A 14458-nucleotide genomic window follows, 5' to 3' on the forward strand; every position below is an offset into this window, starting at 1 on the left:
TCGCCGCGAGGAGTTCCTCCCGGGAGGCGAACCGCCGGTAGACCGTGCGGCGGTCCACCCCCGCCTCCCCGGCGATACTCGCGATGCTCGCGCCCGGGTCGGCGGCGAGGATCCGCGCCCCAGTGGTCAGAACGGCTTCCAGATTGCGCGCTGCGTCGGCTCTCACCGCGCCAGTCTAGCGGCGGTTGTGAAACCTGGGTCCCATTCCGCCTCTCTAATGCGAAAGTATTTGCATTAACAGCGACAGTTATGTGGCAGATAACTTCTCAACAGTGGATTCGCCGACCGCACCGCCAACCTGCCCGCCGCAGGAGGCTTCGACCTCACTCGCCCCGACACCGTCGGCCACCTGCCCGCCAAGCCGCGCCCCACCGCACGACCACCGCCGGGCGCAGGTCGGCGGTCGTACCGCGCCCCGTGTCCCGTTGCGGATCAAGGTCAGCCGGCGCCGAGTGCGGTGAGGAGGCGGGCGCAGCGGGCCGTCATGTCGGCCGAGCTCTGGTCCGGGTGCTCGGACCACCAGCGCATCACGGCTGTCACTGCGTACTGCCAGACGTGGTTGAGGAGTTGATGGTCCAGCGCGTCGTCGTGTCCGGAGTGGGTGAGGAGCCCGGTGGCGCCCGCTGCCCCCATGGCGGCGAGCCGTCCCCGGTAGTGGTTCACGGCGTCGCGCATCTCACCGGCAGGCGGCAGAGCCGGATCGTAGAGGACGGACCACGCGTGCCGGCAGCCTTCGACCGCCGTGAAGATCGCGGAGAGGGTGTCCAGTGCGTGACCGGTCGTCCCGCTGCGCGAGCGGGCCGCGGCCACGGCCTCCACCAGGAGGCCGCCCACGCGGTGCACGCAGGCGAGGTACAAGCCGTCCTTGGACTCGAAGTAGCTGTAGATCAGAGGCTTGGAGATTCCCGCGCGCCCTGCGACGGCCGCGACGGAGACCCCGGCGTAGCCATGTGCGCCGAACTCCTCCACGGCCACGTCGATGATCTGCCCCTCCCGGTCGGCACGAGAGACGCCCTTGGTTCCGGCCTTGCCCATGCCCCGCATCCTAGTCCACGATATGACCACTCAGTAATTTACCCATCGGTCAATTCAGGGGAGGCGACGTCGTGGCGCGGTCGTGGTGGGGATGGGGAAACGTCGAGGACGCTGTGCGCGGCGCCGAACTCGAGGCACTTCTGACACGTGTGCGGGCGCTGATGCCGGGCGAGCTGACCGATCACGAGCCACCGGTCATCTCCTCGCTCGACCTGCCCGGGCCCCGCGTCACCCCTCCCGCCTCGCTCGCCGACCTGTGCTCGGGGGAACCCGAGGACCGGGCCGCGCACGCGCACGGCAAGTCGTTCCGGGACGTGGTGCGCAATCTGCACGGCGATCTGCGCCATGTCCCGGACCTCGTCGCCCGGCCGGCCGAGGAGCGCGACGTGATCGATCTCCTCGACTGGTGCACCCACGAGGGCGTCGCCGTCGTGCCGTACGGCGGCGGCAGCTCGGTGGTCGGTGGTGTAGAGCCGCGGTGCGACGGCCACCCCGCCGTGGTCACCGTCGATCTCGGGCGCATGAACCGGGTCCTGGAGATCGACCGGACGAGTCGTGCCGCGCGCATCCAGGCCGGCACACTGGGCCCGCACCTGGAGGGCCAACTGCGTCCATACGGACTGACGTTGCGCCACTTCCCGCAGTCCTTCGAGTTCTCCACGCTGGGCGGCTGGCTCGCCACCCGCGCCGGCGGCCACTATGCGACGCTGTACACGCACATCGACGATCTGGTCGAGTCGATGCGCGTGGTGACAGCGGCCGGAGTGAGCGCGTCGCTGCGGCTGCCGGGCTCCGGCGCCGGACCGTCACCGGACCGCCTCTTCCTGGGCAGCGAGGGATCGCTGGGCATCATCACCGAGGCATGGATGCGCCTTCAGGAACGCCCCCGTTGGCGCGCCGGGGTCTCCGTGCGCTTCGGTGACTACACGGCGGCGGTGGCAGCGACCCGGGCGATCGCGCAGAGCGGGCTGAACCCGGCGAACTGCCGCCTCCTCGACGCGAGCGAGGCGCTGATCAACGTCGGCGTGAACGCCGGCGGCCTGCTCGTGCTCGCCTTCGAATCGGCGGACCATCCCGTCCGTCCCGGCCTGGAGCGTGCTGTCGAACTGTGCCGCGACCACGGGGGAGAGCCGGTCGTCGGTACCGCCGAGGCCCCCGGCAGGGACTCGGACGGAGCTTCAGCCGGAGCCTCCGCCGCGGACACCTGGCGCTCGTCGTTCCTGCGGATGCCCTACCAGCGCGACGCACTGGCCCGGCACTCGATGATCGTGGAGACCTTCGAGACGGCATGCACCTGGGACCGCTTCGAGGTCCTCCACCGGACGGTCACCGAGGCAGCCCGGCAGGCCATCCATGAGGTCGCCGGAACCGGAGTGGTGACCTGCCGGTTCACCCACGTCTACCCCGACGGGCCGGCACCGTACTTCGGGGTGTACGCGCCGGGCCGCTGGGGCAGCACCGTGGCCCAGTGGGACCACATCAAGGACGCGGTGTCCGAGGCGATCCACACGTGCGGCGGTACGATCACCCACCACCACGCGGTCGGACGGGATCACCGCCCCTGGTACGACCGCCAGCGTCCCGGCCCCTTCGCCGCAGCGCTGACAGCCGCCAAGACCGCGCTGGACCCGGCCGGCGTCCTCAACCCCGGAGTCCTTCTTCCGGCGCCCTGACCCCGGGCCACTGCGGGGGAACGGCGACGGGGAACGGTTCGGGTCAGGTCTGACGCAGCGGTGCGTAGGCGGTTGCGTCCAACCCGAACGTCCAGGCGACTCCCTGGCGCGCCGTACGGGTGCCCGGCGGCACACGCAGCCAGTACGTGCGATGCGAACCGTCCGGCTCGGGCGTGGAGTTGAGCACCTCGACCATCACCGTCGGCTCGTCCCCGTCGAGGTCGATCCGCCACAGCGTGCCGGTCTCGTCCCGGTGGAGCGGTTGGGCGCCGGAGTCGGCCAGATAGCGGTCGTAGCCGTAGAACTCCAGCATCACCCGTCGCAGTTCGGCGTTCTCCTCCGACCGGATCCGCTCGGGCGTGAGCGTGCGCAGCTCCTCGACGAAGGAGGCCTGGACGGGCATGCCGCGCCAGGCGTGGAGGGCGAATCCGTCGGGGAAGGCCAGGGCCGGTCCGTCGCCGCGGTCGAGCCGGCCCGCCTCGTCCCGGTGCAGCACCGAGGGCCGCTCGCAGACGACGGCCACCCTCTCGAAGGGCCACCACCAACCGGCGCTGCGGCACACCTCGGCGAGGCCTTCGAGCGGACCCGGGCGGCCGGGAAACGCCGCAAGCCACGGCGCGTCGTGCTGACCCAGGACCGCGTCCAGCAGTACGAGCCGCACCTCCGCGCCCCCGCCGAGCTCGTCCAGCACGCCTGCCCGGATCCGGTCGACGAGCACCTGGGTGAGATCCCACAGCCGCGCACCGGTGGCCGCCCAGCGCGTGGCCCATCCCACGGCACCCAGTTCCTCGTGGAGCCGTCGTCGCTCAGCCGCCCACGGCGCACTGCGCACCACCTCCCGCACACTCATGCCCTCGTCCTGCAGGGCCTGCACCAGCCTGACCCCCTCGCAGGGGGACCTCGCCCACACCACACGCTCCGGCTCGGGCAGCCCTGCCCCCCGGTAGGCCAGACGGATCCCGGCCTCCGCCCTGCGCCGGTCGGCCGGAGCCGTCGAGGCGGCCCAGGCCCGCCACCGCGCCACCGCGTCCCCCTCCGTGCCCGCACGCGTCATCGCCGGGGTCTCCAGTTCCGTCACCGTCCGCTCCCTCTCCCTCAGTCCGCCACGATCCGCACCGACCCCGGCACGTACTCCCGCTGCCGGATCACGCGGTACCACCCCGCGGGCAGCGCTATCGCCGCATGCTCCTCGTGAACGACCCTGCCGCCCTTGGGCAGATGCAGCAGCATCGGCCCGAACGGCCCGCTCTCGCGTACCAGATCACCCGGTCCCACCACGGCGTGCGCGTGGCCCGTGACCTCGCCCAGGGCCAGAACCAGTCGGCCCCGCCCGTCCCTCCGCTCGCGCGGCGCGCCCGCCACATGCGCCGGGACCGCTTCCTCGGCCACGGGCACGAGCAGGACGTCTCCCTGCCGGTACATGACTGCTCCCCTCCACCGCGGTGCGCACCGCACCGCCGCCGTGACATCGACAGTAGGGCCCGCCACTGACAACGCACCCGAAGTCGCCCCGAGGCCCGTGCTGTCAGCGGCTGTTGGTAGAACTGCCGACATCAGCACGCAGTCGATTCCAGCTCCGGGAGCAGCCGCATGACCATCGGTGACCACCTGCAGTCCTTCCACGGGCTGCCCGTGCATCCCTTCCCCGCTCCGGGCGAGAAGCAGGTCCTGCCCGAACCGGAGGGGTCCGCCTGGCGCATCGCCGCCGATGTCTACGACGCCGAGGAGGAGTGGACGGCGGCGTTCGCCCGTTTCCTGGACGCGGTCGACACCTCGCGTGTGCGCGCCCTGATAGTCGGCGCCTGGGGAGAGGCGTACAACTCCGACTCGGCCCCCGTCGTCGAGGCACTGCTGGCCGCCCGGGACCGCCTTCCCGCCCTGCGCGCGCTGTTCCTGGGCGACATGGTCATGGAGGAGAGCGAGATCTCCTGGATCCAGCAGACCGACGTCACCCCACTGTTCGCAGGATTCCCCGAACTGGAGGAGTTCGGTGTGCGTGGCGGATCGGAGCTGAGGTTCCCGGCCGTACGCCACACGGGCCTGCGCCGCCTGACGATGGAGGCCGGCGGACTGCCCGCCGAGGTGGTACGCGGCGTCGGAGCCAGCGATCTGCCCGCACTGGAGCATCTCGACCTGTGGCTGGGCACGCCCGACTACGGCGGCGACAGCGAGGTGACGGACCTCGAACCCCTCCTGTCCGGGGCCCGCCTGCCGCGCCTGCGCCATCTCGCGCTGCGCAACAGCGAGATGCAGGACGCCGTCGCAGCGGCCCTCGCGTCCGCTCCGGTGGTGGCACGTCTGGAGACGCTGGACCTCTCCATGGGAGTCCTGACCGACGAAGGAGCGGCAGCCCTCCTCGGCGGCCAGCCCCTCACCCACCTGAAGAGGCTCGACCTGCACCACCACTACATCACCGAGCCGGTCCTCGACCGCATCCGCCAGACTCTGGAACCGGCCGGGGTCGAGCTCGACCTCGACCGGGGCGACGCCGAGGAGGACACGGACGGCGACGGAACCGTGTGGCGCTATGTGGCCGTGGGTGAGTGAGTGACCCCGCACCAGGCAGAGCCCGGCGCGCGGCGGACCGGCGCCGTGCGCTTCGCGGTGGTCGGCAACCCCGAGAACCGGCGCATCGCGCTCTTCGACCGCGCCGTGCGCGCGGCCGGGCTGCCCGCCCCGCGCGTCGTCGCCTGGGCGGACGTACTGCGCGGTGGTGGCGAGTTCGAGCCGGACGAGATCGTCCGGCTGGACTCCCCGGGCGAGAACGCGGAGGTCGACCGGCTGCTGCGCGGCACGGGAGACCCCACCCGGGTGGAGGGCTCGGGCCGCTGGTACGCGACACTGATGTCGGCGCTGCGCGGCCTGCGGGGCGGCGTGCGTCTGGACGACCCGGACGAACTCGCCGTCCTGTTCGACAAACGCCGATGCCACGCGGTGCTGTCCGCGGCCGGGGTGCCGGTCCCGGCCTCACCCACCTCCGGCGCCGAAGCGCCGCCGGTCCGCGGCTGGGACGACGTCCGCGATCTGATGCGAGATCACCGGATGCCGCGCGTGTTCGTGAAGCCCGCACACGGCTCGTCCGCCTCCGGTGTGCTCGCCGTCGAGTCGGCCGGCGGCGGCCGGATCCGGGCCACCACCTCGGTCGAACTCTCCCCGGACGGGTGCCTGTTCAACTCCCTTCGCGTCCGCCGCTATGACGACGAACGCCGGATCGCGGCCGTCGTCGACGCCTTGGCCCCCGACGGCCTGCACCTGGAACGCTGGCTGCCCAAGGCATCCCAACACGGGCGCGCCGCCGACCTGAGGGTCGTCGTCGTGGCCGGGAGAGCCACTCACGCCGTGGTGCGCACGAGCCCGTTTCCGCTGACCAACCTTCACCTCGGGGGTCGGCGCGGAGACCTCGAAGCCGTCCGCGCGTCGGTGGAGTCGGCGGGAGCCCGCTGGTCGGACGTCCTCGGCGTGTGCGAGCGGGCGGCGGCCTGCTTCCCGCGCACCCTGTGCGTCGGCGTGGACCTGCTGCCCGCCATCGGCTGGCGCCGCATGGCCGTCGGCGAGGTCAACGCCTTCGGCGACCTGCTGCCCCGGCTCACCGGTCTGCCCGGCAGCGGCGCCGAGCGCCAGGACACCTACGGGGCACAGGTCGCGGCCGTCCTGGCCGGGCACGCCCCCACGCACCACCCGCAAGAGAACGGAACGGGAACCATCCATGCCATCGCCTGACCCGACGCGCCCCCACCCGCCCGCGGGCCCGACCGGGCACCCGGACATGAACCGGATCGTCGGCAGCCACGACCTCCTGCTCGTCACCCTGGACACCCTGCGCCACGACGTGGCCGCCGAACTGGCGGCGGAGGGCCGCATCCCCCACCTGGCCCGCCACCTGCCCGGCGGCCGCTGGGAGGAGCGGCACGCCCCGGGCAGCTTCACCTACGCCTCGCACCAGGCCATCTTCGCCGGATTCCTGCCGACACCGGCGGCTCCCGGCCCGCATCCGCGTCTGTTCGCCGCACGCTTCGCGGGCAGCGAGACCACCGCGAACGGCACCTATGTGTACGACACCCCCGACCTCGTCACTGGGCTCGCCAAGGCCGGCTACCACACCGTGTGCATCGGGGGAGTGGGCTTCTTCAACAAGCAGGGCCCGCTCGGCTCGGTCCTGCCGGGCATGTTCCAGGAGTCCCACTGGCGGCCGGAGTTCGGTGTGACGTCCCCCACCTCCTTCGAGTCACAGGTGACGTGCGCCGAACAGGTCGTGCGCCGACTCCCCGCCGACCAGCGTCTCTTCCTCTTCGTCAACGTGTCGGCGCTGCACCAGCCCAACTGGTTCCACCTGGCCGGCGCGACCCGGGAGGCCGGCGACACCCGCGCGAGCCACGCCGCGGCCCTCGCGTACGTGGACCGGCACATCGGCCGACTGTTCGCCGCGGTGAGCAGCCGCCGCCGCTGCTTCGCCATCGTCTGCTCCGACCACGGCACCGCCTACGGCGACGGCGGCTACACCGGACACCGCCTCGGCCACGAGTCCGTGTGGACCGTGCCCTACGCACACTTCTTCCTCGACCCCGACCAAGCCCCGCGCCCCGACGCCGACCAGCAGCGCACGACCGCCGAGGCCGCCCGATGACGCTCGCATCCCCACAGCCCACCGCCCTCACCCCGTACCAGAGTTACGTCTACGCCTATCCCCACAAAACGTCCTATCGCCGCCTGCCCGACCGTCCTCTGCTCAGCACGCTGTGGGCGCGGGAACCCAAGGACGCGCTCTCCCTCTACCTGCACATACCCTTCTGCGAGGTGCGCTGCGGCTTCTGCAACCTGTTCACCCGGATCGGCGCGCCGGACGGCCTGACCACCGCTTACCTGGACGCCCTGCAACGCCAGGCGACGACCGTCCGCGCGGCCCTGGGCGACGCGGCCGACCTCCGGTTCGCGACCGCCGCGTTCGGTGGCGGCACCCCCACCTTCCTCACCGCCACCGAACTGGAACGCCTCTGCGACATAGCCGAGCACCACATGGGTGCCGATCTGCGCGCGATCCCGCTCTCCGTCGAGGCGTCACCCGCCACGGCCACCACCGACCGCCTGGAGGTCCTCGTCGAACGAGGAACCACCCGGCTCAGCCTCGGCATCCAGAGCTTCGTCGACACCGAGGCCCGCGCCGCCGTACGGCCTCAACGCCGCGCGGACGTGGAGGCTGCCCTGGCCCGGATCCGGGACACGGCCCTGCCGGTGCTCAACATCGACCTGATCTACGGCATCGACGGCCAGACGGACGCCACCTGGCTCCACTCGCTGGACGCCGCCCTCGCGTGGCGCCCCGAGGAGCTCTACCTCTACCCGCTCTACGTACGCCCTCTCACCGGCCTCGGCCGTCACCGCCGCGGACCGGACCCCGCCTGGGACGAGCAGCGGCTGCGCCTGTACCGGCTGGGCCGCGACCACCTTCTCGCCCACGGCTACGTGCAGCACTCGATGCGCATGTTCCGCCGTGCCGACGCCCCGCCCCAGGGCGCGGACGACTACGCCTGCCAGACCGACGGCATGATCGGCCTCGGCTGCGGCGCCCGTTCGTACACGGCCGAGCTGCACTACTCCTTCGATTACGCGGTGGGCATGCACGAGATCCGCGCCATCGTCGACGACTACGTGACCCGCCCCGCCGCCGACTTCGCCCACGCCGAACACGGCCGGCGCATGACGGCCGACGAGGCGCGCCGCCGTCATCTCCTGCAGTCCCTCCTGCAGGCGGAGGGCCTGGCGATGGGCGACTACCGGACACGCTTCGGCAGCGACCCCTTCGACGACTTCTCGACCGAGCTGGGTCGCTTCGCCGAGCGGGGGTGGCTGGAGCGGGAAAGCGGGGCGCAACGGCTCCGGCTGACCGCCGAAGGGCTCGCGCACTCCGACGCGATAGGGCCGGAGCTGTTCTCCCCGGCCGTGCGGGCCGCGATGGCCGCCTACGAACGCAAGTAGGTGGCTCGCATGGACCTGACCATCCTCTACCGCGGACCGCTCGCCTCCTGCGACTTCGACTGCCCGTACTGCCCGTTCGCCAAGCGGCGGGACAGCACGGCCCAACTCCGCGCCGACCGTGCGGCACTGCAACGCTTCACGGAGTGGGCCGCCGCGCAGACCGGCGATTGCCTGTCGGTGCTGTTCACCCCCTGGGGCGAGGGACTGGTCCGTTCCTGGTACCGGCGGGCCCTGGTGGACCTGTCGCGACTGCCGCATGTGCGCCGCGTCGCGATCCAGACCAACCTCAGCTGCCGTACGGACTGGCTGGCCGACGCCGACCCGGACACCCTGGCCCTGTGGTGCACGTACCACCCGGGACAGACCCCGTACGACCGTTTCCTGGCGAAGTGCCGTGACCTCGCGGAGCGGGGTGTCCGGTACAGCGTCGGCATCGTCGGACTGCCCGAACACCTCGACCAGGCCCGGCGGTTGCGCGCCGACCTGCCCGAGCACGTCTACCTTTGGGTGAACGCGGCCGAGGGCCACACCTACGAGGACGCGGACGCGGCGGCGTGGACGTCACTGGACCCGCTGTTCCCGTACAGCCGCCATCCGCACCCCAGTGCCGGCATGCCCTGCCGTACCGGCGAGTCGGTCGTCTCGGTCGACGGAGAAGGCACAGTCCGCCGTTGCCACTTCGTCCGCACCGAGCTCGGCAACCTCTACGACGGCTCCTACCGAACGGCGCTCCGCCCGCGCCCCTGCCCCCTGGCCGCGTGCGACTGCCACATCGGCTACGTCCACCTCGAAACCCTCCCGCTGTACGACGTCTTCGCGGGCGGCGTCCTGGAACGCATCCCTGCGGGGACCGTGGGACCTGCCGGAACCACCGGGCAGCAGAGAGCACGTGGAGTGCGTCCGACGCAGCGGAGATGAGGGATGTCCAGCTCCCCGCACTCGATGGCGAGAGTGCTCCGCCCGGTGGCCCCGGCCTAAGGCCCACTCGCCGTGCCCGTGGGTTGCTGGGCCCATACCGTCTTGCCCTGCCTGCCCCAGCGGGTGCCCCAGTTGTCGGCGAGGCTGGCGATGATGAACATGCCTCGTCCGCCCTCGTCGACGGTTCGGGCGTGTTTGATGTGGGGCGCACTGTTCGCGGCGTCGCTGACCTCGCAGGTCAGGCGCCGGTCCAGGACGAGACGCAGTCGGATGGGAGGGGCGCCGTAGCGGACGGCGTTCCCGACCAGCTCACTGACGATGACCTCGGCGGTGAAGGCCTCCTCTTCGCCGAGCTTCCACGCTTCGAGCTGCCGGCGGGTGGCGGCGCGTGCCCAGGGGGCGGCTTCAGGCTCGGCGGGCAGGGGCAGGGTCAGCACCTGTTCGGCGGGAAGTGTCCTGACACGGGCCAGCAGCACGAGTTTCTCCGTCTCGTCGCGGTCCCGCAGCGCGTACGCGATGGTGTCGCACAACGTGTCCAGAGGCTGGTCGGCGCCTGCGTCGAGAAGCGGGAGCAGCCCGGCCGACGGCGTCAGCAGGTCCTCGTTGCCGATCGCCAGGATGCTCCCCGCGGGCAGATCGACGGTCGTGCGGGGAAACGGGGCGTGATCGGTTCCGGCCAGCAGGGGCCCCGCCGGCACGGACACGAGGGTCGGGCTGTCGCCCGGGACGACCACGCACGGATCCGACAGCCCCGCACGGACGATCGTGCACGTCTGGTCCACCGAGTCGTACACCGCGATCAGACAACCGGCGGTGAGCGGCTCATGATGCAAGCTGTCCCCGGCCGGAAGAGCGGCACGTTCCATGGCCAGGCGCGCCGCGGTGTCGCTCAGTCTCGCCATCAGTTCGTCGGGTTCCAGGTCCAGGGCCGCCAGGGTGTGGATGACCGTACGCAGCTGACCCATCGCGGTGGCGGTGGCGATGCCCCGACCGAAGACGTCACCGAGGACCAGAGCGGTTCGTGCCCCCGCCAGCTCGATGACATCGAACCAGGCCCCGCCGCCGCCCGGCCCTTGAATGTGGAGATGGGAGAAGTCGACCGTCGACGGTTCCGCTGGCCGCCGGGGCAGGAGCCGGCGCTTCAGGGTCGCGGCGATACTGCGCTCTCGCGCGAAGCGGCGTGCGTTGTCGATGCTCAGGGCGGCGTGGGCACAGACGTCCGACGCCAGCGCGATGTCGTCCTCGTCGAAGTCCTCCTCCTCTCCGTATCGGTAGAAGCTCACCACGCCCAGGGCCTGGCCCCGCAGGGCCAGTGGCGCGACGATCAGGGAGTGGGCCCCCGCCTGCTCGATGGCGTGGCCACGGGCGGGATCCGCCGCCAGCCAGGGGCTGTCGTGGTCCACGCGGAGGAGCCGCGGCCGCAGGTCGGTCAGCACGAGGGAGTAGGGGGTGCCCGCCGGCAGCCTGCGCACCTCACCCACCGGATAGGCCGACACCTGGCCCCGGAACGCCGCTCGTCTCAGGGGCACCTCGCCGTCGACCGGCGCCAGGGGCGGATCCTCGCCCCGGACGACGTGCTCGATGACCTCGACCACGGCGATGCCCGAGAACTCCGGCACGACCGCCTCCGCCAGCTCCCTGCACACGGTCATGACGTCGAGGTGCTCGCTTGTGCGGCTGCGCACCGCCTCCAGAAGCCTCAGACGTTGCACGGCCCGCTCGCGGTCGGTGACGTCCAGTGCCGAGACGACCAGCCCCTTGACCTCTCCGTGCTCGCCTTCCAGACGGACGTAGGAGAGCGAGTACCGCCTGGGGTGGGACGCGTCGAGCCCTCGCACCCATGCCACGCGGTGGAACGCGGGTTCCCCGGTGGCGAGAACCCTGCGCGCCACCGCAACCTCCTCCTCGGGAGCGGCGAGCCCGTAGGCCTCGGGGAACGTGCGGCCGAGCAGGTCGTCGACCGGACGGTCCGACGGTCCACGCCGCTCGTCGCACACCCGGACGATACGCAGCTTCCCGTCCAGGATGTGCAGGCGGATCGGCGGGTGGGCGAACATGGCCCGCAGGAACGCCAGCTCCTGCTCGCCGCCGCGATCGCCGCCGCTGCGCACCTCCCAGACCAGCCCGGAGCCGATGAGCAACGGCTTGACCGTCAGCAGACCCAGGGGCATGAGGGGCGTCCGGCCTCCGCCGCCCGTCTCCCGCAGCAACGCCCCGAGATCCTCGCCCACGGCCTCCCTCGGCCACCAGCCGAACATCTGCCGGGCCAAATCGGACCACTCGATCACTCGCCCGCCATGGGCAACCCGCATGAGCACGCCACCGTTGGACATGACAACACCTCCGCTCCGGCCCGCACACGGGTGGCGGAGCCGCTCGACCCAAGCAGTCGTCGGTGGACGCAACGCGCTCTCCCCCCATAGTGAGCCCCCGGCGGCGACCTCCGACAACAGCAGGGCCGACGATTGCTGCGGCACCGCCCCGGGCGACCGCGTCATCCCCTGCGTGGACGGCGACGCGGCCCGGCACCTGACGCCCGCCAGTCCTGCCGCACCCTGGCCCGGTACCGCGTCCGGCGCCCCGACGGGCTCATCGCCGGCGCCATGCGATTACCGCGGCTCGGCCTACCGAGGCCGAGGGCTACGGCAGCGTCGGCGACTGCGGACCGCGCGCCGAGGCCGAGGCCGAACGGACCCGCGCCGCCCACAGCGAGCACCTTCGCGCCCTCACCACCCGCCACGGCCGGAAGATGCCGGGCGCCCCGCCGCCTGCGCGGCGTCCCCGACGTCTCCTCCGGCACCTGGTAGGTCACCTGCGGGTTCGAGCCGGGCAAAGCCCTGTAGGGCGGGCCCGCCGCCTCCGGCCCACGGCTTCGGCTCGCCGCTCTCGGCTGCCGCTTCCTGAACCGTCGCAACGTTGCCCTCACACGACAACACATGATCATCCGATGCCGGTTCACAGATGCCCGCCGTGGCGAGGCTCTGTGCGGTTTCATGCCACGCCGCTTCGGCCTGCCCGCGAGAGTGCCGCGTCGATCAGCGTGACGGCGGCCGCTCGGGCGCCGCTCACCGGCCGCGGGTCGTTCAGGGAGGTGGCCGGTGCCTCGGCTTCTTCGAAGAGGACCGCGAGCTGCCGCCCCAGGACCTCGGGGTCGGCGGCACCGGCCTCGCGTGCCGTCTCGGTCAGGAGGTCCGCAAAGGCCTGCTTGTGACGGGCCACGATCTCGCGGACGGCGGGCAGCGTGTCCGCCATCTCGACGGCGGCGTTGTGGAAGGGACAGCCGCGCAGCGGTGCCTCGCCCGCGGGCGCGGCGAAGACCTCCAGAAGCCGTTCACGAGGGGTGAGATCCAAGCGGTGGAGAGCCGGCTCACCGCGTGGTGCGGCCTCCCCTTCGAAATTCGGTCAGGCGCTCCATGCCGGTGGCGTTGATGCCTTCCTCGTAGAAGAGCTTGGCCGCCGCGTGCAGTATGCGCCCGCGGGCGCCGCGACGGCCGCGCGGGCGCTCGAGGGCTGGGCCGGGCGTGGTGTCCACGGCCGAAGTATACCGATCGTTTTATTTTGGGCGGGTCGAGGCGTGCGGTCAGAAGTACACCGACCGTTCTACAGACTGTGCTTCCAGGAGGGGACGTCATGCAGTACACGACCTTCGGCCGCATGCCGGCGGCACCTTCGCCGACACCGCCGAGAGCTGTCAGGCCGGCCAGTCCGAGGAGATCCCCGGCGAGCTGCTGACCGGGAGGCGTTCGCGGTTCACACTGGCCACGAAGTTCCCCAACGGCGTCGGCTCCGCTGCGGGCGTCATGCGCACCGGCAACAGCCGCAAGAACAGGGTGCGTGCCGTGGAGGACAGCCTCCGCAGGCTGCGGACCGACTGCATCGACCTGCTGTGGGTGCACTTCTCCGACACCGTCACGCCGATCGAGGAGATCCTTCGCGCCCTGGACGACCTGGCGCGGCAGGGCAAGATCCACCACGCCGGGCTGTCCGACTTCCCCGCCTGGCGCACCTCCCGTGCCGTCATCCTCGCCGAGCTGCGCGGCCTGCTCGAGTACAGCCTGGTGGAACGCACCGCGGACCGTGAGATCCTGCCCATGGCCGAGGCGCTCGGGCTCGGCGGGGCCTTGTGGTCACCGCTGGGCGGCGGACTGCTCACCGGGAAGTACCGCACCAGCACCGAGAGTCGGCTGACCGACTGGAAGCGCCTGGTCCACACCGAGAGCGACCAGCGCAAGACCGCCGTGGCCGACACAGTCCTGGCCGTTGCCGAGGAGATCGGCGCACGCACCGCACAGGTCGCGGTCGCCTGGGTCCGCGAGCACGCCGCGCGCGCCGCCACACCGCTCGTCCCCGTCATCGGGCCACGTACGCCGGCTCAGCTGGAGGACTACCTCGGGGCTCTCGACGTCCGGCTCGACGCCGAGCAGTTCCGGGGCCTGGACGAGGTCAGCCGCGTCCCCTCGGCCTGGCCCACGACCGGATCGCCTCCCAGCGGCCCGTAGTCCTCGGCGGCGACACCACCACCTTTCGCAGCCCGGCGCTCCCCGTCGGCTGAATCCCAGGCCGCGGCTCCCGGCTCCGGGCGCATCCACGGTGTCTCATCCGCCGCACGTGGCACCGGACCAAACCCCAGTCGCCCCAGCCGGCACATCCCACCCCCCTGCAGGCCCTGGCTGCCACCAAGCGCCTGCCCAACCAGCGCTGTACCCCGCCCACCGAGGGCGAGTTGCTGGAGTCGTTCCGGGAGATCTCCGAGGCGACCACCTGGCCGGCCGAAGAGGACCGCGCGCACATCATGGAGAGGCGCGGCTGGGGCGCCGACACGGACGTGGCACGGTCAAGTGAAGCTCATGCTGGTCCGG

General features: G+C 71.8%; 14 protein-coding genes. 7 read left to right on the plus strand and 7 right to left on the minus strand.

Translation table 11 applies throughout. The annotated features are described in order from the left end of the window. Positions 1-166 (minus strand): TetR family transcriptional regulator (locus AB0L59_RS25930; RefSeq protein ID WP_365588371.1); only part of this gene is annotated, 166 nt, incomplete at its 3' end. 272 nt (positions 167-438) lie between these two features. Beyond that, positions 439-1035, minus strand: a complete 597-nt coding sequence (locus AB0L59_RS25935; protein ID WP_365587959.1) for a TetR/AcrR family transcriptional regulator — start codon at positions 1033-1035, stop codon at positions 439-441. 71 nt (positions 1036-1106) lie between these two features. Here AB0L59_RS25935 and AB0L59_RS25940 point away from each other — a divergent pair, with 71 nt between their 5' ends. Next, positions 1107-2708: an FAD-binding oxidoreductase gene (locus AB0L59_RS25940; RefSeq protein ID WP_365587962.1), complete on the plus strand. Its 1602-nt coding sequence runs from the start codon at positions 1107-1109 to the stop codon at positions 2706-2708. A 43-nt stretch (positions 2709-2751) separates the two neighbouring features. Here AB0L59_RS25940 and AB0L59_RS25945 read toward each other — a convergent pair whose 3' ends face one another. Continuing rightward, positions 2752-3762, minus strand: a complete 1011-nt coding sequence (locus tag AB0L59_RS25945) for a DUF6745 domain-containing protein (protein ID WP_365588374.1) — start codon at positions 3760-3762, stop codon at positions 2752-2754. A gap of 41 nt (positions 3763-3803) precedes the next feature. Further along, positions 3804-4130, minus strand: a complete 327-nt coding sequence (locus AB0L59_RS25950) for a hypothetical protein (protein ID WP_365587964.1) — start codon at positions 4128-4130, stop codon at positions 3804-3806. Positions 4131-4298: 168 nt separating this feature from the next. Between AB0L59_RS25950 and AB0L59_RS25955 the strand changes: the two genes are divergently transcribed. From AB0L59_RS25955 to AB0L59_RS25975, 5 genes are read left to right on the plus strand one after another with little or no spacing between them, the layout of a single operon-like run. After that, positions 4299-5255, plus strand: coding sequence for an STM4015 family protein (locus tag AB0L59_RS25955; protein WP_365587967.1), 957 nt, complete (start codon positions 4299-4301; stop codon positions 5253-5255). Continuing rightward, positions 5256-6428, plus strand: a complete 1173-nt coding sequence (locus AB0L59_RS25960) for an STM4014 family protein (protein ID WP_365587970.1) — start codon at positions 5256-5258, stop codon at positions 6426-6428. A 46-nt stretch (positions 6429-6474) separates the two neighbouring features. Beyond that, a complete protein-coding gene (locus AB0L59_RS25965) occupies positions 6475-7332 on the plus strand; it encodes an STM4013/SEN3800 family hydrolase (RefSeq protein WP_365588376.1) in 858 nt (285 codons plus the stop codon). Next, positions 7329-8681 carry an STM4012 family radical SAM protein gene (locus tag AB0L59_RS25970; RefSeq protein ID WP_365587972.1) on the plus strand — a complete coding sequence of 451 codons (1353 nt, stop codon included), beginning with the start codon at positions 7329-7331 and terminating at the stop codon, positions 8679-8681. The genes AB0L59_RS25965 and AB0L59_RS25970 overlap by 4 nt, the downstream gene beginning before the upstream one ends. A 9-nt stretch (positions 8682-8690) precedes the next feature. Further along, positions 8691-9599 carry an STM4011 family radical SAM protein gene (locus AB0L59_RS25975; RefSeq protein ID WP_365587974.1) on the plus strand — a complete coding sequence of 303 codons (909 nt, stop codon included), beginning with the start codon at positions 8691-8693 and terminating at the stop codon, positions 9597-9599. A gap of 56 nt (positions 9600-9655) precedes the next feature. Here AB0L59_RS25975 and AB0L59_RS25980 read toward each other — a convergent pair whose 3' ends face one another. The 3 genes from AB0L59_RS25980 to AB0L59_RS25990 form a co-directional block, all read right to left on the minus strand. Continuing rightward, on the minus strand, positions 9656-11932 hold the full coding sequence (locus AB0L59_RS25980) for a SpoIIE family protein phosphatase (protein WP_365587977.1): 2277 nt from the start codon (positions 11930-11932) through the stop codon (positions 9656-9658). A gap of 658 nt (positions 11933-12590) precedes the next feature. Then, entirely contained in the window at positions 12591-12950 is a 360-nt protein-coding gene (locus AB0L59_RS25985; RefSeq protein ID WP_365587980.1) for a hypothetical protein, read from the minus strand. Positions 12951-12966: 16 nt separating this feature from the next. Beyond that, the gene (locus AB0L59_RS25990) at positions 12967-13131 is read right to left on the minus strand and encodes a hypothetical protein (protein WP_365588416.1); all 165 of its coding nucleotides are present in this window, start codon (positions 13129-13131) and stop codon (positions 12967-12969) included. Between AB0L59_RS25990 and AB0L59_RS25995 the strand changes: the two genes are divergently transcribed. Further along, the gene (locus tag AB0L59_RS25995; protein ID WP_365588379.1) at positions 13067-14098 is read left to right on the plus strand and encodes an aldo/keto reductase; all 1032 of its coding nucleotides are present in this window, start codon (positions 13067-13069) and stop codon (positions 14096-14098) included. The two genes, AB0L59_RS25990 and AB0L59_RS25995, sit on opposite strands and share 65 nt — an antisense overlap. The last annotated feature ends 360 nt before the right edge of the window (positions 14099-14458 follow it).

This window comes from Streptomyces sp. NPDC052109, from assembly GCF_040680195.1.
In the GTDB taxonomy this organism is placed as follows: Bacteria; Actinomycetota; Actinomycetes; order Streptomycetales; family Streptomycetaceae; genus Streptomyces.

What these genes read in the sequence shown, in the direction of transcription:
- AB0L59_RS25950 (WP_365587964.1), bottom strand. Translation starts at nt 4,130, where the DNA reads ATGTACCGGCAGGGAGACGTCCTGCTCGTGCCCGTGGCCGAGGAAGCG.
- AB0L59_RS25955 (WP_365587967.1), top strand. Translation starts at nt 4,299, where the DNA reads ATGACCATCGGTGACCACCTGCAGTCCTTCCACGGGCTGCCCGTGCAT.
- AB0L59_RS25980 (WP_365587977.1), bottom strand. Translation starts at nt 11,932, where the DNA reads ATGTCCAACGGTGGCGTGCTCATGCGGGTTGCCCATGGCGGGCGAGTG.
- AB0L59_RS25945 (WP_365588374.1), bottom strand. Translation starts at nt 3,762, where the DNA reads ATGACGCGTGCGGGCACGGAGGGGGACGCGGTGGCGCGGTGGCGGGCC.
- AB0L59_RS25970 (WP_365587972.1), top strand. Translation starts at nt 7,329, where the DNA reads ATGACGCTCGCATCCCCACAGCCCACCGCCCTCACCCCGTACCAGAGT.
- AB0L59_RS25995 (WP_365588379.1), top strand. Translation starts at nt 13,067, where the DNA reads ATGCGCCCGCGGGCGCCGCGACGGCCGCGCGGGCGCTCGAGGGCTGGG.
- AB0L59_RS25965 (WP_365588376.1), top strand. Translation starts at nt 6,475, where the DNA reads ATGAACCGGATCGTCGGCAGCCACGACCTCCTGCTCGTCACCCTGGAC.
- AB0L59_RS25935 (WP_365587959.1), bottom strand. Translation starts at nt 1,035, where the DNA reads ATGGGCAAGGCCGGAACCAAGGGCGTCTCTCGTGCCGACCGGGAGGGG.
- AB0L59_RS25975 (WP_365587974.1), top strand. Translation starts at nt 8,691, where the DNA reads ATGGACCTGACCATCCTCTACCGCGGACCGCTCGCCTCCTGCGACTTC.